The sequence below is a fragment of the Anaerofustis stercorihominis DSM 17244 genome (assembly GCF_000154825.1).
In the GTDB taxonomy this organism is placed as follows: Bacteria; Bacillota; Clostridia; order Eubacteriales; family Anaerofustaceae; genus Anaerofustis; species Anaerofustis stercorihominis.
This window is the reverse complement of record NZ_DS560018.1, coordinates 17198-35912: the sequence shown is the minus strand read 5'-3', so window position 1 is coordinate 35912 and position 18715 is coordinate 17198. Positions and strand designations below refer to the sequence as shown.

Below are 18715 nucleotides of genomic sequence, written 5' to 3'. Positions count from 1 at the left end.
TTTCTCCTTAAGTTTCTATTAAATCGTTTATTACTTTATAAGCCATATTAATACCGCATACACCGGGTGCAAATATCATACTGGAAGGCTCTTTATAACGCTTATTTACTTCATTTTGTGAATAGCAGACCGTTAAATGTTTGATATCCCTTTTCCTTAGTTCTTTTCTGATTATTTTTGCCATAGGGCAGTACTTGGTTTTATATATATCATCTATTATTATGTTTTCGGGGGATAATCTGTTTCCCATCCCCATAGAAGATATGATTTTTATATTATTGTTATAGCAATATTCTATCAAGTCGATTTTACTTGTCATTGAATCTATTGCATCAATTACATAGTCAAAATCTTTTGTTACTATATCTTTTACATTTTCGTTATTAATAAATTCTTTTATTTTTATTACGCTGCAACTCGGATTTATATCTTTAATTCTATCGTATAATACATCTACTTTATTTTTACCTATATTTGACGATAAAGAAATTATTTGTCTGTTTAAATTAGTAATATCTATAATATCATTATCTACTATTGTAATATTAAAAATCCCGCTTCTTGCAATCGCTTCTGCAGCAAATCCTCCGACTCCTCCGCAGCCGATTATCAATACTTTTTTATTTTTCAGTCTTTCTACATTGGCTTTTCCTATAAGAAGTTCGTTCTTATAAAATCTCATATTATGCTCCTTATAAAAATAACCACGGACCAGCCGTGGTTATACTTTTTATTGATTATCTTTTTTCCAGAACTTGATTTCCACATCTCCGATTTTCATTTCCACTTTTTCATATGGATTTGGAACTTCTCTTCCGCTTTCATCCAAAACAGGTTCTCTTGTTGTTCTTAAAACTTGTTCTTTAGGATAGTTGTAACTGTCTCTGTTTGTACTTATCGTTCTTCCGGTAGATGAATCATTGACTATGGTCATACTAGGTTCTCTTTGGGACGGAGTATTTATAACTGACTGAGAATACATATCTCTTCTTGATGTTTCTTTTTGAGGCTCTTCTCTTCTTGTGAAAGTCGCCTGAGGTTCCGGTCTGAATTGTTCAAATTCCTGTTTGTCTTCTACTATTTCTTCTTTTGCTTTATCTATAAAGCTTGGTGTAGATGTTAGGTTAGGTATATTTGATTTTCTTACCGGAGTTTTCCTTGGAGTATCTTTCGGTATTTGAGGCTCTACTTTGTCTCCTTTGACTTTTGCAAGCCCTCCACCGCTCATAACATAAATCCCGTTATCATCTATTTGAGGAGATGATAATGCTTCTTCTCTTCTTGATGATGTACCTTTTTTAAATTTGTAATAAGGGTTTTCAACAATTCTTCCATCAGCAATAATGAAAGGACTGTCTACATCTACATCAGGCATAGGATTTACGGGATCAGATGCTTTTACTTTCGGTGTTCCGACTCTTCTAAGCATTTCTTTTGCATCTTTTATGTTTTCGCTTGATGAGATACTAGGCTCGTTATCTAATAAATCTTCATCTTCTTTTGTAATTATATTAGAAGTATCTTCTTCTTTATACGCTTCTATTTTGTCATAGTCTTCGGCTTGTACTGTTTCTACTTCACTTATATTTTCTTCTTCGTCTTTAAAGAAATCATAATCAATACCGCTGTCTTCATTATCATCTTCATCTAATGTCAATTCCTCTGTGTTATCAGTATCCATTATACTCTTAACATCATCATCTTCATTAGATAAGTTTCTAAGTTCATTTAGAAGTTCGTTGATGTCTTCGTCATCTTCATCATCTCCGAGAGCTTCATTCAATAATTCTTCAAGGTCAGGTTCTTTTTCATTATTTTTATTATCTGCCATAGCAAGTCCTGCAGCCGCAAGTCCCGCTGCTCCGGCTATTGGAGCAATATCACCGAATAAATTATCATCGCTGTCAGCAATATCTTCCATAGGTTCTGCTTCTTCAGTCTGTGGTATTTCTTCCGCTTCTTCTCCAAATGCGTCGTCTAATAAAGAATCAAATGACTCGTCTTCATCTTCGCTTTCGAATTCATCTTCTGAGAATGCATCATCCATTAATTCATCCAATGACTCATCTTCATTAAATAGCTCTTCTTCGTTTTCATTAAACTCATCTTCAAGTTCTTTTAATAAGTCTTCATCTTCCAGCTTAGAACCCTCTTCTTCAAGTTCTGAAAGCTCTTCTTCGTTTATAGCTTCTTCCGCTTCTTCGTTCATATCCTGCTCGTTTAAATCATCGAGTTCAAAATCCGCAAAGAAGTCATCACCGAGATCTTCGTTAGTGTTTTGAAGTGCATCATCTTTTAAATCGTCAAATGTATGGTCATCATTGCTAGGTTCGAGCAGCTCTTTTGTCTCGTCACTTATGTTTGCGGTGTAGTCAAGGTCATCATCTGAAATATCATCTTTGCCTTTAGCTTCTTTTTTTGCTTCCAAAGCATCGTCAAGAAGAGGGATATCTTTTTTATCTTCGCTGCTTAACTCACTCATGTATCTTTCATATTCGTCTTCATCCATATATTGAGTGGTCATAATACTTTGTATAAAACCAAATGAAGCAATACCCATAACTATGGTTCCAGGTGTCAATACTTCTCCTAGAATAGAAGGTAAAGGAAGAGGGATTATCGCTCCCAAATATTTCCATAAGAATATAGTTGAGTCTGTCGCAACAGCCATGGTTGAACCGAATTTGGTCATATAAGCTCCGACGGCGTTTCCTAGTCCCGCTGTGGCGAGTGCCGTTTCGCTTACCGGCATTAATCCTCCGTTTAAAACGATTATAACGAAGTTCATTAAAGCTCCGATAAGTAGACCGTAGGCCCATATCCCTTCCAAATTTAAGAATAGTCCTACAAATAGTAGTATGTATGCTGCTATAGTTATCCAGAAAGCATAATCATTTAATGCTGTGACACCTGCCAAAGCCAATACTTTCTGGGACATAAAAAGCACTATGGCTACAAGGAAAATGTACCAGCCTCTCAGTCCTCCGATAAAAAAGTTTTTTATACTTCCTTTTCGTATTAGTCCAACTATTATGGATATAATTGCGATTTCAAGTAAAAACATAATCAATTCCTTTCCTATACCGTAAAAAAGCTAAAGTATTATTAATCTATTCGTTCTAATAAAAATAAATATTTTATACAATTTTCTACCAAATATTGTTGTAGTGCCTATAGCTAAAACCATAGACACTACATTTTAACATTTTTCTGAATAAAAATTCAATACTTTTTAAGAATTTAGTCTAAAATTCTGGCTCAATTAAGCCATATTGACCATCTTTTCTCTTATATATTACATTTACTGCTTCATCATCCGCATTTAAGAATACAAAGAACATATGTCCAAGGAGTTCCATTTGTAATGCAGCTTCTTCCGCAGACATTGGTTTGATTGCAAATTTTTTGCTTTTAACGATTTTTAAATCTTCTTGTTCTACATCTTCTTCGCTTTCATCATATCTGATAGAGTCTGTAAGTTTTCTTTTTAGTTTTTCTTTGTTTTTCTTGATTTGAGCTTCCAATTTTTCTATTGCTTTGTCCGCTGCATTCCTTACATCCCTATCTGATACTTCTACTCTAAGAAATGTAGAGTCAACCGTAACAGTGATTTCAGTTGTAACAAGGCCTCTTATTTCGCTTATCATAATGTTTGCTTTAGGATCTTTTGGAAAATATTTATCTAATTTAGAAAGTTTCTTTTCCAATTCTTTTTCAAGTAAAGCATAGTCACCATTATAATTTTTAAATTTAATGTCAGTTCTCATGTTATTTACCTCGTTTCTTTAATAAATGGTTTTGTACTAAAATATGAATTTAACCTTTTCAATATTCTAGTAATATCTCTTAACAAACTTATCTTTATAAAACAAACATCATCAACTTTTTTATTAATATTATTTCTCTTGACGGTTTGAATAACTTAAAGGTAAATTTGTTTCGGTCATATTTTATTTGTTTTCGAACTAATTATATTTTAATTTATTTTTAAGTGTATTATGTGTTTATATTTATCTTAATCTACTATATATAGATGTATATTCAGTTTATAATATAAATAAATAATTATTAATTTATTTATATTATAACACGTTTTCATAAATTTTCTACTTTTATAGTCTTTTAATTGATATTTTTTTTGGAAGTTATGGTTAAAAAGTATATTTTATTTGCATTATGCTCCAAAAGTACTTTGCTTATCTCGTTTATCGTTGCACTTGTTGTTAAAACATCATCAACAATCAATATTGTTTTGTCTTTTATAACATTACTATTCTTGACGTTGAATGCACCTTTTAAATTCGCTTTTCTTTCCTTTTCGCTAAGACCGATTTGATCTTTTGTCGCTATTTCTTTTAGTACGATATCCTCTCTTAAAGGTAAATCCCTTTTATCACAAAAGCCTTTAGCTATTAAATATGCTTGATTATATCCTCTTTTTATAAATCTTATTTTGTCTGAAGGGGTAGGGATAACGATATCGATTTCGTTTAGAAAATCCAGATTTAAAGTGTTTTTATATAAGACTTCACCTAAATTTATTGCTAGCCTTTCATATCCTCCGTACTTGATTTTCTTTATTATTCTTTTGGAATATTTATCGTAACTCCATAAACTATAACCTTCCGAAAAATAATTTTCGTCCTTTTCACAGTTCTCACAAATGTTTGAATATCCGTTGCTGTTCATGGCTCTTCCGCAAATATCACATCTTCTGCTATGTATCCATTCAAGCTTTTCATCGCATTTACTGCAGTAAATATCATCTTTGTGGATTAAGATTCTGTTGCATACGCTGCATTTCGGATTTCTTGGAAACAATATTCTGTTTATTACTTGTATTACTATATTATTTTCGTTCATGTGTCGTTTCCTTTATAAAAAGTCGTGAAGTCTTTCAGCCAGTGTGGTTTTTCTTTTATTTTTTTGCACACTTTTAATCATTGACTTAAGTCCGTTGACTTCTCCGATCAATATGACCATTTCTTTGGCTCTGGTAACGGCAGTATATAATAAATTTCTGTTTAAAAAACCGGAGTATCCGCTGAATATTGGTATTATAATTGCTTTAAATTCACTTCCCTGACTTTTGTGTACCGTAATGGCATAAGAAAGGTTAAGTTCTTCCATTTGCTCTTTAGGGTATATGACTCTCTTTTCATCATCGAATATTATTTCAAGAGTTTGTTTTTCTTTATCGATCTTTTTTATTATTCCCATATCCCCGTTGAAAACACCTTCTCCTTTTTTAAGAGTGTTGATATCCGTCCATTTTATTTGATAATTATTTTTTATCTGCATTACTTTATCATTTTCTCTAAAGGTAGTTGAACCGTGCTGTATTTCATTTTTAGTATTATGGGCAGGATTTAATATATCCTGAACTGATTTATTAAGCTCGCTTACGCCCGCAAGTCCTTTTTTAAGCGGAGATATGATTTGAAAATCTTTTAATAGGTCATATCTTTTCAAAGGTGTATTCTTGTAATTGTAGACTATATTTAATATATTTCTTTTGATTTTTTCTTGAGTTATGGTGTTTATAAAATAAAAATCATCAGCTTCTTTTTTTAGTATCGGCATTTTGCCTTTGTTGATTCTATGAGCGTTTGTTATTATCAAGCTTTCTTTATCCTGACGATATATGGTATCGAGTTTTGTAACGGGAAATATTTCGCTTGATATTAAATCGGAGAGTACATTTCCTGCACCTACCGAAGGAAGTTGGTCTATATCTCCTACGAATAATAATGAGGTTTTATTTTTTACAGCCTTTAAGAATGCATCAAAAAGAGAGATATCGACCATACTCATTTCATCTATTATTATATAATCACTGTCTATTGTGTTATCTTCATTCTTTCCAAATGATAAAAAATGATCGTCTTCCAAAGTGTATTCATATTCAAGCAGCCTGTGAATAGTCTTTGCTTCACTTTTGGTCGATTCACTCATTCTTTTTGCGGCCCTTCCCGTAGGAGCCGTTAATGTATATTTTTCTCCTATACTTCCGAGTATATAAATAATAGCATTTATAATTGTGGTTTTACCTGTTCCGGGTCCTCCTGTAATTATAGATACTTTTGATTTTATTGCACTTATAACTGCTTCCTTCTGAGTTTTATCAAGGTTTATTTCGTTTATTTCTTCATATTTTTTAATGAGTTTATCAAAGTCGATTTCTTCACTGTCCTTTTCATTATAAGAAATCAGCCCCATAAGGTTTTTGGCGCTTTCAATTTCACACTCGTATAATTCTTTTAAGAAACATCTTTCTTCATCTTCCGTAACCTCGAGTATAACGCTGTCGTCCAGAAATAAATTAGCTAAATTATGAGATATTATATCCTTGTTTACTCCCAGTATCTTAGCGACCTTTTCTTCGAGTTCGTCTTTTAGTATATAAGTATTACCGTCTCTGTAACAGCTGCTAAGAGTATATTTTATGCCGCTGATGATCCTGTAAGGGCTTTCCATTTCTATTCCTACGCTCATGGCAATTTGGTCCGCTCTTTTAAATCCTATTCCATATACGTCGTCAATCAGTGCATAAGGATTTGTTTGGATTATATTTAAAGTATCGCCTTTATATTCATCGTATAATTTTTTTGCGTAGTTAGGTTTGATATTGTATTTCGAAAGTTTTAAGACTATATCTCTCATATTGCCTTGATTTTTGTATTCAAGTCCTACGAGAAGAGCTGTCTTTTTTCCGATCCCCTTTACCTCGGAAAGTCTCATTGGATCTTTCTCTAAAATTTCCAGAGTTTTATCTCCAAAATGATCCACTATTTCTTTTGCTTTTTTAGGTCCGATACCTCCGACCATTCCGCTTTTTAAATAGTTATAAATTGAATCCGTGTCGGTAGGGATGACTATCTCTAGTTTCTCTACTTTAAATTGTTCTCCGTATTTTATATGATTAATATATTCACCATCAGCTTCTATTTCTATTCCCGGTTTTAAATTTTCAAAATAACCGACAATGGTTATGAGTATATCGTTAACATCTACATCTGCAATCGTGTATAAGTTATCTGAATTGTGGTATATTATCCTATCTATCGTTCCTTTTATCGTTTCAACCATTTTTTTACCTCATTAATAAAAAAATTATATCATAATTAGTAAAAAAGTTATATAATCTATAGTTAAAATTTAAAAACTGTGATAGTATAGGTAAAACGAGAGTTTTGAGAGGGAATTATGAAAAGGTTTTTAAGTTGCATGCTTCTTATAATGTTGTCATGTGTGTTTTTCTATTCTTGTTCTTCCGCTAACAAGTCGGAACCGATAGGGGAGTACAGTGATGTCCTGAAATCTTCTCAAAAGATGGAAGTAATAGATAGGACAAATGGTAATGTTATAAAGGTAATAAAAGATAAAAAAAGAATAACTGCATTTGTGGATAATTTACACATAGATAAATGGAAAGCAAGTGATAAGTCGGATTATAATCATAACAAAAAAGAATCATTCGATAAAAAATATTGTTATGAATACATATTGAGCAATAAAAAAGATTCCAGCAGTTTTGCTGTATATAAGGATAAGTCTGTCGTAAGATTTAAATCGATAGGTGCCAGATATGATTTTGCCGTACCTGATGATGTCGCAAGTTATATGAGAAATGCAGATGAAATTTAAAACCTCACATGATATTTTAATGTGAGGTTTATTTTTTATTTTATGATTTATTTATTTTTTAACTCTAAATGCAAAATAGGGAAGTCATTTCCTTGGTCGTCACATTCATCTCTTTTAAAAACTTCAAACCCGAGATATTCATAAAATCCCAGAGCTTTTGGATTTTGTTCGTTTACATCAACGTATTTTATATTTAAGTTATTTATAGCATATTCAATTAATTTTTTTCCGTAACCATTTCCTCTGCTGTCTACTTCTATAAATAACATTTCTATCTTATCATTTTCTATCCCCATAAAACCTTTAATGATGTCATCATCTTTTATAATAAATAGATGTTGTATTTGTTTTAATGCCTCTTTTCCTATAGGCTTTAATTTTAAGATATCATTTTCATTTAAAAAAGTATGTGTGACTCTTACGTTTTCTTCCCATAAATTTAATAAAAAGTTTAATTCCTTTTCTTCTAATTTATTTATTTTAATTATTTCCATTTTTTTCTCCTTAGCTTAAACAAAAATATTCATGACCTAATCTTACTTTATCTTGTTTTTTGTTTTTAAATAATATCAATGTTTCTTTCTTTTCTTTTGTAATAGGGTTTATAGTGAATTTATATAGACTTATTTTTTTATAAACTTCTTTATTTGAAAGTTCGTTGTATTCATTTAAGTATAATTCTCTGAAATCTTCGGTTTTCAGCATTTCAAAAACTTCTTCTTTGTTTAAAACTTCTATTTTTTCTATGAACTCTTTTTTAGGTTTTCTGATTTTAACATAACTTAAATAATCAAAACTTAATAGATTATAAGCAGTTTTTTCATCGTATGCTTTAAAAAAATCATATAAGATTTCATATAAATCATCTTTACTTATGCTTCTTTTAAATAATTCATTTTTTATAAAATAATCCTTTAGCATTTCATAAAATTCAAAAGGTGAATCTGCTATTCTATTTACAAAAAATTCCAGTGTATTGTAAAAATTATTTGAGTTAAAATATCTGTCTATGAGGAATTCTATATTTTTCAAATTAGATATATCTTCATAACTTAACCATTTATTTGATAATATTTCATATGGTGTAAAATCATTATATTTTAAATCATAATCTTTCTTTTTCTTTTCTATCATAGTTCCGTGAAGGATTTTTAAAAATCCCAGCTGAAGCATATGTGGTTTTAAATTATAAGCAAAATTAAAGCTTTCTTTAAATGAATTTAAATCTTCATAGGGAAGACCTGAAATAAGATCCAAGTGTATATGAACATTATCGTTTTTTAACAGTTTTAAAACATTGATACCTATTTTTTCCGTATCAGTAGTTCTGTTTATTTCCTTAATGGTATGTTCATTGATAGACTGCAGTCCTATTTCCAGCTGAAACATATCGTTTGGAGCACTTCCCAGTAGCTCGATTATTTCGTCATCAAGCAGATTTGCACATACTTCAAAATGAAATTTTGTGTGTTTGCTGTTTCTAAGTATAAACCTGATTATTTCCTTTGCTCTTTTATTGTCTGCATTAAAAGTCCTATCGATAAATTTGACCAAAGGGATATTGTTATCAATAAAGAACATTATTTCTTCTTTTACTTTATTTAAATCTCTGAACCTCAGACTTTTATCAAGTTCCGATAAGCAGTAGCTGCAGTTGTATGGACATCCTCTTTGACTTTCATAATATATGATTTTATTTTGAAAGTCTTCCATATTTACATTTTTATAAGGGAATATAACTTTATTGAAGTCAATATGCTTCTTTATATAATTGTAGTCTTTGGAATTTTTGTCAAATACGTTTACTATACTTATTTTTTTATTATTATTGATCCCGTTGAGCAAATCATAAGTTATCTCTTCGCCTTCTCCTGCAAGTATATAATCAATGAAGTCGTATCTATCAAAGTAATTCTTTGCATTGAAACTGACTTCACTTCCTCCCAAAACTATTTTTGCATTTGTCGTCTTTTTTAATGATGAAGCTACTTTAAGCACGTACTCTATATTCCAAATATAAGATGAGAATATGTAAACATCGCTTTTCTCGTAAAATAAGTCCTCGATTACATTTTCTTCCAGCATATTTATGTTGTACTGTTTTACTCCTGCGTCAACTCCTTTTGGTATGGAATTATTTAAAAGATAATATACAGCTAAGTTTGTATGTGAATAGGCTGAGTTTATTCCTACTAAAGTTACTTTCATGTTTTTCTCCCTAAGTAAAAGTTATATTTAGAAGTATATCTTTTTAAATAAATAATTTAAAGGCTTTTATCAATTTTTATTGATTTTGAAAATAAATTAATGAGGTTATATGCTATATGTATTCGATTTTAAGGCTCGTATGGTATAATATCTTATAAAGAAGGATTATAAATTTACATATTTTTAAAGGAGAATTTAATATGAAGAAGAAATTATATTATTTATCGTTGATGATACTGCCGGTTTATCTTATATTTTTTATTCCCTACTTTAAAACAAAACTGGATTATTATTATGGTAGGTTTTTAATGACGATGCAAGTTAGATATTTTATGGATGTAATTGTAGGAATTACAGCTTCTGTTTTTATATTTATACTTATTAAGAATTATAATGAGTTTAAACAGGAAAAGATAAATAAGATTATTTTGATATCAGCTTTTATTTTATTATCTATTCTTTGGTGTTTAAGTATATTTAGAGTCGTTTATTATTTTTTCAATCCGTACACTTTATTTTTTATGATTGGCTTATATTCATTTATGCTAATAAATGAAATATATTAAATATATATAAATACTAAAATACAATTTAAAATTATAAATTTTCTAATTATGGTAAATAATATTATATAATAAATTATATTAATCTGTGTTAAGGAGAGATTTATGAAAGAGATTTTTACGCCTATCGTTGATATAAGAAGAAAAGTATTTAAAGAAGTTGCATTGCTTGCTTATGAAAACAAGGAACCGGAGCTTGAAAAATTAGCAGCTGAAATCGTTGAGGAACAAGATAACAAGATAACTAATAAAAAGAGAGAAAAAGCTTTGATTTTGGAGAGGATAAGGCTTGCTCTCGGTCTGGACGTAAGCAGTAATGAAACTCCATTTGATGAGGATAAGGACAAAGAAAATATTTTAGGAGAGAAAAATGTATTAAATCTGCCTCTTGTCAATGTAGTTTCGAAGGCTTGTATGCAGTGTGAAGAGAATACTGTCTTTGTTACAAACAACTGCAGAGGCTGTTATGCTCATCCTTGCAGTGAAGTTTGTCCCGTTGATGCAGTTTACTTCGAGAACGGAAAAAGCGTAATAAACAAGGATAAATGCGTTAGATGCGGAAGATGTGTAGAGGCTTGTCCGTATAATGCAATAGTTAAATTTGACAGACCTTGTAAAGCAAGCTGCGGGGTTAACGCATATACCGAGGACGAAGAGGGGAATGCAAAGATAGATTATGAAAAATGCGTTTCCTGCGGACAGTGTATAGTTGCTTGTCCTTTCGGTGTGGTAAGTGATAAATCAGAAATTTATCAAACTATAAAGGCTATTCAAAATAATAATGAAGTGATTGCGGAAATCGCACCTGCCTTTGTAGGTCAGTTCGGAAAAGGTGCCAGTCCGGAAAAGATAAAAGAAGCATTATTAAAACTTGGGTTCAGCGATGTTATCGAAGTTGCCCTCGGAGCCGATATGGGTGCTGTTTTCGAAGCAAAGCATTTTATCGAAAAGGTAAAGACAGGTGAAGAACCTTTCCTTGCTACTTCCTGCTGTCCTTCATGGGCTGTTATGGCAAAGAGAGATTATCCCGATATCGCACCATATGTTTCTCCCGCACTTACACCTATGGTCGCTACTGCGAGAGTAATAAAAGAAAACCATCCAAATGCAAAAATAGTATTTATAGGGCCTTGTTCCGCTAAGAAGCTTGAAGCGAACAGGAGAAGCGTAAAAAGCGATGTGGATTACGTCCTTACTTTTGAAGAGGTTGCGGGAATGTTTGAAGCAAAAGGAATAGATGTGGATAGTTTTGAAGGAGAAAAACTTGATGACGCAACTGCTGCAGGAAGAGGCTACGGATATTCGGGAGGGGTTACAAAAGCCATTGTTGGAGCAATAAATAAACTCGATCCCGAACTTGAAGTCATGACAGACAGAGCCGACGGGCTAAAAGGCTGCAAGAAAATACTTACTCTTGCAAAATCAGGTAAAAGAAACGGGTATCTTTTGGAAGGCATGGGCTGTCCCGGAGGCTGTGTAGGAGGAATGGGCACACTTATTTCTCAGGCTAAAGGCGAAAAAGAAATAAAAGGATTTGAAAACAAAGCAGAAAACAAAGAAGCATATGAAAACAAATATATAAAAGAAATCGATGAGGCAGGTATAGATGATGGAAAGATGTAAAATCGTTATGGGCGATATAACAAAGGAAGAGACAGACGCCATAGTCAATGCCGCAAACACCTCTCTGCTTGGAGGTGGAGGCGTTGACGGCGCCATACATAGAGCTGCAGGGAAGAAACTTCTCGAAGAATGCAGGACCCTGCACGGGTGCAGGACGGGGGAGGCAAAGATAACAAAAGGATATGATTTAAAAGCCAAATATGTTATCCATACCGTCGGACCGATATACAGAGGCGGTAAAGATAATGAAGCTGTGCTTCTTAAAAGTGCTTATAAAAATTCACTTAAACTTGCTAAAGAGAACGGTGTTAAGACGATCGCTTTTCCTTCTATAAGTACAGGTGTGTATTCTTATCCTTTGAATGAAGCAAGTGAGATAGCTGTAAATGCAATACTGGATTTTTTAAGTGAAGATGATACGATAAAAGAAGTAAAAATAGTTTGTTTTGATAAAAGGACTTATGATTATTATGTAAAATCATTAGAGAAATTAATTGGGAGATAAATGATGATAAATATATTGTTTGTGGGTTTAGGCGGTTTTATAGGGGCTTCTCTTAGGTATCTGGCAGGGAATATTTTTTCATTTTCTTCCGACTTTCCCTTTGTGACATTGATGATAAACCTGCTCGGTTCATTCTTAATTGGATTTATTTCTTCAGTGGCAGGGAACAGCGGATACATAAGTAAAGATTTGCAGCTGTTTTTACAAACCGGGATTTGCGGAGGATTTACGACTTTTTCTACATTTTCTTTGGAAACTGTAAACCTCATCGAATGCGGAAGAGTTGTATTTGCGGGATTATATGTATTATCCAGTGTAATCCTTTGTATAGTAGGTGTCTTAGCCGGAAAATACGTTGCGGGTTTGATTGTAAATTAAAAGCAGACTATGATAGTCTGCTTTTTTGTTTTTATTCTTCGTCTTTTTGATATTCCAAAATATCTCCGGGCTGACAATCAAGTACTTCGCATATTGAATTAAGTGTTGAAAATCTGATTGCACTTATTTTTCCTCTTTTTATATTTGATAGATTTACGTTTGATATACCTACTTTATCCGCAAGTTCTCCAAGGGATATTTTCCTGTCCGCCATTACTCTGTCCAATCTTAATATAATTGCCATATTTTACTCCTATAATGTTTCGTCAGCGTCTTTTTGGAGTTTTGCTCCGTATGCAAATATTTCGGATAAGCAGTAGAATACTATTACCACCAAAATCATAGAAAAGTTGAAATTTATCGTTGCTGTCGTTTGAAATATTGTTGCTATTGAAATGGATAGTACAGGAGGAACTATTACCAATATCTTCATTATGTTCGCTATTTTCTTTATGATATTGATATTTTTAATGTCAAAAGGTGTATGACTGTTTTCTATGCTTTCAAAAAGATTCAATGTACTGTCGGTTAAAAGGTATAAAATAACTCCTGATATCAATGCATTTGTAAATTCCAAGACTGCATAGAAAACATTCAATGACCCGTTTATAATGTAGTCTTCCGATAAAATATTTGATACGGAAGTCCAAATCCCTTCTGTTTGTCCCAATGACAATAATGTAACACCTATAGCCATCGCTATCAGTATCATTGCTATTATGATACATACTTTTGTGATTTTGCAAAATATACAAATTACCTTGCTTAAACTGTTTATCTTTTCTTTCTGTTCGTTCATTTTATTTCTCCTTAAGTTTTCTTAATTTAAAGATAGCACGTTTAAACTTGTTTGTCAATAAAAATTTAATGATAAACGATAAATAATTTATATTTTACATAAAATATAATAGATGCAGTTAAGTTTATTTTATTGGATTTATGTGTTAATATGACTGAGAGATAATAAAATGAAATGAATTCCCAGTATAATTACCGTATTAAGAATGATTTTTTAAATAAAATGATTTATTTGTCTTTTGGTATATATAACTTTAAAAATTATAATATGATTAAAAAAGTTTTAATTTTACCAAAAAGGTGTTATTATACAATATATTTAAAATTTTTATTTATTTTATAAGGAGTAATATATGAAAAAAGTAATTGGTTTGATTATGTCATTGATGATTTTAACCGTTCCTCTGTCAAATGTTTTAGCAATAAACGCTGGACAGGAAATGGTAGCTATAGGTTCGAACTTGACCGACGAACAAAGAAAAACAGTATATGATTATTTTGAAAAAGAAGAAAACAGTGTCAATGAAGTGGATATTACAATAGACGATGAAAAGAAATATCTTGAAAATGTGGATCCGTCAAGGATAGGAAGTAAAAGCTTATCTTCTATTTATATATTGACCAGAGATAAAGGCGAAGGACTTGATATTACGCTTCATAATATTGACTGGCTTACAAAAGATATCTATGAAAATGCTTTGACCACGGTAGGTATAACCGATGCTAAAATAGTAATAGCTTCTCCTATAAATGTTTCGGGCACGGCGGCTCTTACGGGCGTATATAAAGCTTATGAACAGATGAGCGGCGAAAAAGTCCCTGAAGAAACAAAACAGGCGGCTACGGAAGAACTCGTTACAACAGGAGAATTGTCCGATGATATAGGAAGCGATGACGCGGCAAACCTTGTTAATGAATTAAAATTATCAATGGACGATATAAAGGATGCTGACGACAGCACGGTCAAAGAAAAGATAAAAGAAATAGCGGATGAAAAGAACATCACATTGACGGATGATCAAGTTGAGCAACTATTAAAACTTGCAAGAAATCTTGAAAATGTAGATTTAAGCAGTGTTTCGGAACAATTACAAAATATATCCGATAAGTTCAATGATTCGGGACTATGGGATAAGATAGTTAATTTCGTCAAAGGTTTGTTTTAAGTGAAATATTAATAAAAAATAAACTCTCATACATTTTAATGTATGGGAGTTTTTATATATTTTATTTTTTGATTAGCAAATGTTTTTTGTAGAGATAAATGATTTAGAGTCATTTTAAATTATATTTTGTATAGATATATCCAATGATACTTAAAAATCATTTTTACATAGAGTAAGTCTTATACTCAATTTTCATTATGTTTTATTAAAGTATTAATATAAAAAAGACACCTTTAGGTGTCTTTTTACTTAATGTTCCGTTTTATAACATATTTTATTTTTAATAAGTATCTTTGCTATAGGTACGCCTATAACTATCGCTACCATATCGGAAATGAATTCTCCAGGCATTGAAGCCATCGGTGCTATCCAGTTTCCGTAAATCAATGCTTCCGCCAGATAATATCCTCCCATACCTATTATGGTATATATGACCATAGCAAGGATAACTCCCGAAATTCCTTTTTTAAGAAGAAGCTTTGATACTACGATACCTTGCACAAGTCTGATCACAAATGTAAAAGGTGCCCATACCGCATAAGGGGAGAGCATATCAAACAGTCCCATACCTATTGCTCCGGCTAACCCTGCTTCCACAGGCATAAGTAAGAATGTTGCTATTACTAAAACCGATCCTCCGAGGTGGATAAGTCCTCCGTCCGTAAATGAAATCGGTAATCTTATATTAATGTATGTTGCAATAAATATAAGTGCCGCCATTACTCCCGTCAATACTACATTTAAAGTCTTTTTGTTTGCCATAATTTCCTCCTGTCAAATTGCTTTTTGTTATTATAGACTTAATCTTTTTATATTGCAAGGTCAAATTCAGTATATATGTGTATTTTTATGCAAAAGTTGACATATTTTTTACTTTGTATTTTTTATAGTTATATTGTAATAATTAGGAGGTAAATGAAATGAAACTGATTAAGATGGAACGAATAGGAACTATACTCATTGTGTTATTTACTTTAATACTCTCAAACTTATATTTATCTACGGATATGGGACTGTTCAGAGTGGTGGGAGCAAATAATGCCAGCGTTATGGAACAGATGAAAGTGATTTATTTTTCTTTGATATTCTTTATAATCATAGAAATGTTATTCAAGGTCCAGTATAATGATAATTTCTTTTATGCAAAAGCGATAAGTTCTTACATATTGGTATTCAGCGTACCTATGCTTTTTTATACATTTAAAAATATGTTCGGAGTTATGAATATGTTTATGTATATATTACTTATATTTTTAGCTGCTTTATTATGTCAAAGCTTCAGCTGCAAGATACTTCTCGATGAACAAATCGGTACTCTGAAAGGGAAACTCATAAGTATTTTGAGCATACTTCTGCTTGGTATCATCCTTGTTTATTTTTCTTATAATCCCCTTTCTACGCCTATATTTATGGCAGGTTAAATTTTTATTAATGTATCTAATATAATTGCAATAACTGAAAATAATGTTATAATTGTATTATTAATGATGAGTATAGAATTTTACTATTCGGAGGTAAATTTATGAGTAAGAATATAGAAGAAAATATCGGTATCAAAGAGACTTTGGAAAAAGGCGATGAACTAAATATAAGCGAAAACGTCATTACTTCCATCGTTGGGCTTGTAACTGCCGAAATAGACGGTATAAGCGGATTTTACGGCGGTCTTGATATAGGTGAACTGTTTGGTAAAAAGAACGTGGGAAAAGGTGTGAAGACTATTATAAGTGGAAAGAAACTTATAATCGATGTCTCTCTCATAATCAAGTACGGAGCGATTATCCCCGAGCTTACAAGTGAAGTAAAGAAAAAGGTAAAACAAGCGATAGAATCCATGACGGGATATAGTGTAATACAAGTAAATGTTTATGTTGAAGGGCTTGAATGCTAATAGCATTTAAAGGAGGATACTTTGAAACGAGACGTAGCAAGAGATTTAGTATATAAGATAATTTTTCAAATAAATTTTCACGACGATTTTGCTGAAAGATATGAACAAATGATTTTAGACAGCGGTATAAAAGGTACTCAGGGTGAGTATGCCAAGAAAACGGTAAAAGGTATTTTGGATAACCTTGAAGAAATAGATGATACCATAAAGGATAATTTAAAGGGGTGGAAATTCGAAAGACTATCTACTCATGTCATTGCGGTACTGAGACTTGGGGTGTTTGAAATAATGTATAACGAAGATATCCCTCCGTTAGTGGGACTGAATGAGGCTGTAAGCCTTGCTCACACATATTCTGATGAAAAAGAAGCGACCTTTGTAAACGGGCTTCTTAACAGTGTTTATAAAAAAGTTATTTAATAAATGTATTGACAATACCGTTAGTAAGTGATAACATAGTATTCAATACTAGATGATATGGTTTTAAATATAGGTGTTTAAATGATAGATAATGTAATTTTAACCGTCAGAGATGTTAACAAATATATAAAAACACTGCTTGATTACGATGAACTTTTATCAAATTTGAGAGTGGAAGGAGAAGTGTCTAATTATAAAAGGCACTCTTCGGGACATTTATACTTTTCGATAAAAGATAACAGCGGAAAAATCAACTGTGTCATGTTCAAATCGGACACATATTCTCTCGCCTTCGAACCAATGGATGGTATGAAGGTAATTATAGAGGGGTATGTGTCTGTTTTTGAAAGAAACGGTAATTATCAGCTTTATGTCAAAAGCATGAAGAAAAAGGGGATAGGAAGGCTATATGAAGAATATAACAGACTTCTTGAAGAGCTTAAGGCTCAGGGGTATTTCGACCAAGATAAAAAGAAGTCAATTCCTTCTTTTGTAGATACCGTTGCAGTTGTAACATCACCTACCGGGGCGGCGGTAAGAGATATAATAAGTGTAATAAAAAGAAGAAATAAGAATATAAAGATAATAGTATGTCCCGTAACGGTTCAGGGAGAGGGAAGCGGTGAAGAAGTCGCGCAGATGATATATGATATAAACAGGCTCAAGCTTGCTGATGTGATAATCACCGGCAGAGGCGGCGGAAGTATCGAAGAACTCTGGGCTTTTAACGAGAGAGTCGTTGCTCAGGCGGTTTTTGACAGTGCTATTCCCGTAGTTTCCGCGGTAGGACATGAAACCGACTTTACCATATGCGATTTTGTTGCGGATTTCAGAGCTCCGACACCTTCCGTTGCAGGGGAAGTCGTAAGCGAACCTTTGGATAATATAGTATATACCGTAGATGTTTATGAAAAGAAGATAAATAATTCTCTTAAAGGTCTTATCGACAAATATACTGAAAAATTAAATAATATAATAAACAAGCCAGTAATGAAAAGACCAAATGCTTATATAGAAAATATGGAACAGTATATCGATACTTTAAAGGATAATATTGATTTAAGTTTATATAATAAGATTAATCTTTTGAAGCATAAAGTAGATTCCAGCGAAAAGCTGATTCATTCTCTGTCGGCGGTAAGCGTTTTGGAAAGAGGTTTTGCTATTGTAGAAAGTAATAATAAAGTAATAACTTCGGTCAATGATGTAAATGTAAAAGATGAAATAAGTATAAGAATGAAAGACGGTAAGCTGAATTCTGTTATCAGTGAGATAGAAGGAGAGTAAAATGGGTGATAAAAAAACTTTTGAAGAGAAACTTCAAAGACTTGAAGAAATAAGTACATTGATGGAAGAATCAAAGATAACCTTGGATAAATCTGTAAAGCTTTATGATGAAGCCGATGTACTTATAAAAGAGCTTAAAGAAGAACTTACAAAGGCAAGCGAAAAAGTAAAAGTACTGGTAGATAAAAAAGACGATGAACCTATAGTCGAAGATTTTGAAGAGGAATAA

General features: G+C 31.9%; 20 protein-coding genes. 10 read left to right on the top strand and 10 right to left on the bottom strand.

The window, feature by feature from the left end; all coding sequences use genetic code 11:
* Positions 1-7 precede the first annotated feature (7 nt).
* The 5 genes from ANASTE_RS03960 to recD2 all read right to left on the bottom strand — a co-directional run bounded on the left by ANASTE_RS03960 (position 8) and on the right by recD2 (position 7089).
* Positions 8-682: a tRNA threonylcarbamoyladenosine dehydratase gene (locus tag ANASTE_RS03960; RefSeq protein WP_007049663.1), complete on the bottom strand. Its 675-nt coding sequence runs from the start codon at positions 680-682 to the stop codon at positions 8-10.
* Between the two features lie 48 nt (positions 683-730).
* A complete protein-coding gene (locus ANASTE_RS11295; RefSeq protein ID WP_007049662.1) occupies positions 731-3064 on the bottom strand; it encodes a DUF5317 domain-containing protein in 2334 nt (777 codons plus the stop codon).
* A 181-nt stretch (positions 3065-3245) separates the two neighbouring features.
* On the bottom strand, positions 3246-3767 hold the full coding sequence (locus tag ANASTE_RS03950; RefSeq protein ID WP_007049661.1) for a ribosome hibernation promotion factor: 522 nt from the start codon (positions 3765-3767) through the stop codon (positions 3246-3248).
* Positions 3768-4122: 355 nt separating this feature from the next.
* Positions 4123-4863, bottom strand: a complete 741-nt coding sequence (locus ANASTE_RS03945) for a ComF family protein (protein WP_039944980.1) — start codon at positions 4861-4863, stop codon at positions 4123-4125.
* Positions 4864-4875: 12 nt separating this feature from the next.
* On the bottom strand, positions 4876-7089 hold the full coding sequence (recD2, locus tag ANASTE_RS03940; protein ID WP_007049659.1) for an SF1B family DNA helicase RecD2: 2214 nt from the start codon (positions 7087-7089) through the stop codon (positions 4876-4878).
* 117 nt (positions 7090-7206) lie between these two features.
* Between recD2 and ANASTE_RS03935 the strand changes: the two genes are divergently transcribed.
* A complete protein-coding gene (locus ANASTE_RS03935) occupies positions 7207-7647 on the top strand; it encodes a hypothetical protein (protein WP_039944977.1) in 441 nt (146 codons plus the stop codon).
* Between the two features lie 47 nt (positions 7648-7694).
* Here the strand turns inward: ANASTE_RS03935 and ANASTE_RS03930 are convergent, their stop codons facing one another.
* Both ANASTE_RS03930 and ANASTE_RS03925 read right to left on the bottom strand, forming a co-directional pair.
* Entirely contained in the window at positions 7695-8141 is a 447-nt protein-coding gene (locus ANASTE_RS03930; RefSeq protein ID WP_007049657.1) for a GNAT family N-acetyltransferase, read from the bottom strand.
* Between the two features lie 10 nt (positions 8142-8151).
* The gene (locus ANASTE_RS03925; RefSeq protein ID WP_007049656.1) at positions 8152-9855 is read right to left on the bottom strand and encodes a B12-binding domain-containing radical SAM protein; all 1704 of its coding nucleotides are present in this window, start codon (positions 9853-9855) and stop codon (positions 8152-8154) included.
* Between the two features lie 668 nt (positions 9856-10523).
* Between ANASTE_RS03925 and ANASTE_RS03915 the strand changes: the two genes are divergently transcribed.
* The 3 genes from ANASTE_RS03915 to crcB are packed head-to-tail and all read left to right on the top strand — an operon-like array spanning position 10524 to position 12924.
* Positions 10524-12041, top strand: coding sequence for a 4Fe-4S dicluster domain-containing protein (locus ANASTE_RS03915; RefSeq protein ID WP_007049654.1), 1518 nt, complete (start codon positions 10524-10526; stop codon positions 12039-12041).
* The gene (locus tag ANASTE_RS03910; protein ID WP_039945065.1) at positions 12028-12546 is read left to right on the top strand and encodes an O-acetyl-ADP-ribose deacetylase; all 519 of its coding nucleotides are present in this window, start codon (positions 12028-12030) and stop codon (positions 12544-12546) included. The genes ANASTE_RS03915 and ANASTE_RS03910 overlap by 14 nt, the downstream gene beginning before the upstream one ends.
* 3 nt (positions 12547-12549) lie before the next feature.
* Complete coding sequence (gene crcB / locus ANASTE_RS03905) at positions 12550-12924, top strand: fluoride efflux transporter CrcB (RefSeq protein WP_039944972.1); 375 nt, start codon at positions 12550-12552, stop codon at positions 12922-12924.
* Between the two features lie 31 nt (positions 12925-12955).
* Here the strand turns inward: crcB and ANASTE_RS03900 are convergent, their stop codons facing one another.
* Both ANASTE_RS03900 and ANASTE_RS03895 read right to left on the bottom strand, forming a co-directional pair.
* Positions 12956-13168, bottom strand: coding sequence for a helix-turn-helix domain-containing protein (locus ANASTE_RS03900; RefSeq protein ID WP_007049651.1), 213 nt, complete (start codon positions 13166-13168; stop codon positions 12956-12958).
* Positions 13169-13177: 9 nt separating this feature from the next.
* Positions 13178-13723: a hypothetical protein gene (locus ANASTE_RS03895; RefSeq protein ID WP_007049650.1), complete on the bottom strand. Its 546-nt coding sequence runs from the start codon at positions 13721-13723 to the stop codon at positions 13178-13180.
* A 352-nt stretch (positions 13724-14075) separates the two neighbouring features.
* Between ANASTE_RS03895 and ANASTE_RS03890 the strand changes: the two genes are divergently transcribed.
* Complete coding sequence (locus ANASTE_RS03890) at positions 14076-14888, top strand: DUF1002 domain-containing protein (protein WP_007049648.1); 813 nt, start codon at positions 14076-14078, stop codon at positions 14886-14888.
* Positions 14889-15137: 249 nt separating this feature from the next.
* Here the strand turns inward: ANASTE_RS03890 and ANASTE_RS03885 are convergent, their stop codons facing one another.
* Complete coding sequence (locus ANASTE_RS03885) at positions 15138-15650, bottom strand: ECF transporter S component (protein ID WP_007049647.1); 513 nt, start codon at positions 15648-15650, stop codon at positions 15138-15140.
* A 158-nt stretch (positions 15651-15808) separates the two neighbouring features.
* Here ANASTE_RS03885 and ANASTE_RS03880 point away from each other — a divergent pair, with 158 nt between their 5' ends.
* From ANASTE_RS03880 to xseB, 5 genes are all read left to right on the top strand, one after another.
* Positions 15809-16309: a DUF6512 family protein gene (locus ANASTE_RS03880; protein ID WP_007049646.1), complete on the top strand. Its 501-nt coding sequence runs from the start codon at positions 15809-15811 to the stop codon at positions 16307-16309.
* Positions 16310-16410: 101 nt separating this feature from the next.
* Positions 16411-16779: an Asp23/Gls24 family envelope stress response protein gene (locus ANASTE_RS03875; protein ID WP_007049645.1), complete on the top strand. Its 369-nt coding sequence runs from the start codon at positions 16411-16413 to the stop codon at positions 16777-16779.
* Positions 16780-16800: 21 nt separating this feature from the next.
* Complete coding sequence (gene nusB / locus ANASTE_RS03870; RefSeq protein ID WP_007049644.1) at positions 16801-17199, top strand: transcription antitermination factor NusB; 399 nt, start codon at positions 16801-16803, stop codon at positions 17197-17199.
* A gap of 81 nt (positions 17200-17280) precedes the next feature.
* Positions 17281-18486, top strand: a complete 1206-nt coding sequence (xseA, locus tag ANASTE_RS03865) for an exodeoxyribonuclease VII large subunit (RefSeq protein ID WP_007049643.1) — start codon at positions 17281-17283, stop codon at positions 18484-18486.
* Position 18487: 1 nt separating this feature from the next.
* Positions 18488-18715: an exodeoxyribonuclease VII small subunit gene (gene xseB / locus ANASTE_RS03860; RefSeq protein WP_007049642.1), complete on the top strand. Its 228-nt coding sequence runs from the start codon at positions 18488-18490 to the stop codon at positions 18713-18715.

What these genes read in the sequence shown, in the direction of transcription:
- ANASTE_RS03960 (WP_007049663.1), bottom strand. Translation starts at nt 682, where the DNA reads ATGAGATTTTATAAGAACGAACTTCTTATAGGAAAAGCCAATGTAGAA.
- ANASTE_RS11295 (WP_007049662.1), bottom strand. Translation starts at nt 3,064, where the DNA reads ATGTTTTTACTTGAAATCGCAATTATATCCATAATAGTTGGACTAATA.
- ANASTE_RS03950 (WP_007049661.1), bottom strand. Translation starts at nt 3,767, where the DNA reads ATGAGAACTGACATTAAATTTAAAAATTATAATGGTGACTATGCTTTA.
- ANASTE_RS03945 (WP_039944980.1), bottom strand. Translation starts at nt 4,863, where the DNA reads ATGAACGAAAATAATATAGTAATACAAGTAATAAACAGAATATTGTTT.
- recD2 (WP_007049659.1), bottom strand. Translation starts at nt 7,089, where the DNA reads ATGGTTGAAACGATAAAAGGAACGATAGATAGGATAATATACCACAAT.
- ANASTE_RS03935 (WP_039944977.1), top strand. Translation starts at nt 7,207, where the DNA reads ATGAAAAGGTTTTTAAGTTGCATGCTTCTTATAATGTTGTCATGTGTG.
- ANASTE_RS03930 (WP_007049657.1), bottom strand. Translation starts at nt 8,141, where the DNA reads ATGGAAATAATTAAAATAAATAAATTAGAAGAAAAGGAATTAAACTTT.
- ANASTE_RS03925 (WP_007049656.1), bottom strand. Translation starts at nt 9,855, where the DNA reads ATGAAAGTAACTTTAGTAGGAATAAACTCAGCCTATTCACATACAAAC.
- ANASTE_RS03915 (WP_007049654.1), top strand. Translation starts at nt 10,524, where the DNA reads ATGAAAGAGATTTTTACGCCTATCGTTGATATAAGAAGAAAAGTATTT.
- ANASTE_RS03910 (WP_039945065.1), top strand. Translation starts at nt 12,028, where the DNA reads ATGGAAAGATGTAAAATCGTTATGGGCGATATAACAAAGGAAGAGACA.
- crcB (WP_039944972.1), top strand. Translation starts at nt 12,550, where the DNA reads ATGATAAATATATTGTTTGTGGGTTTAGGCGGTTTTATAGGGGCTTCT.
- ANASTE_RS03900 (WP_007049651.1), bottom strand. Translation starts at nt 13,168, where the DNA reads ATGGCAATTATATTAAGATTGGACAGAGTAATGGCGGACAGGAAAATA.
- ANASTE_RS03895 (WP_007049650.1), bottom strand. Translation starts at nt 13,723, where the DNA reads ATGAACGAACAGAAAGAAAAGATAAACAGTTTAAGCAAGGTAATTTGT.
- ANASTE_RS03890 (WP_007049648.1), top strand. Translation starts at nt 14,076, where the DNA reads ATGAAAAAAGTAATTGGTTTGATTATGTCATTGATGATTTTAACCGTT.
- ANASTE_RS03885 (WP_007049647.1), bottom strand. Translation starts at nt 15,650, where the DNA reads ATGGCAAACAAAAAGACTTTAAATGTAGTATTGACGGGAGTAATGGCG.
- ANASTE_RS03880 (WP_007049646.1), top strand. Translation starts at nt 15,809, where the DNA reads ATGAAACTGATTAAGATGGAACGAATAGGAACTATACTCATTGTGTTA.
- ANASTE_RS03875 (WP_007049645.1), top strand. Translation starts at nt 16,411, where the DNA reads ATGAGTAAGAATATAGAAGAAAATATCGGTATCAAAGAGACTTTGGAA.
- xseA (WP_007049643.1), top strand. Translation starts at nt 17,281, where the DNA reads ATGATAGATAATGTAATTTTAACCGTCAGAGATGTTAACAAATATATA.
- xseB (WP_007049642.1), top strand. Translation starts at nt 18,488, where the DNA reads ATGGGTGATAAAAAAACTTTTGAAGAGAAACTTCAAAGACTTGAAGAA.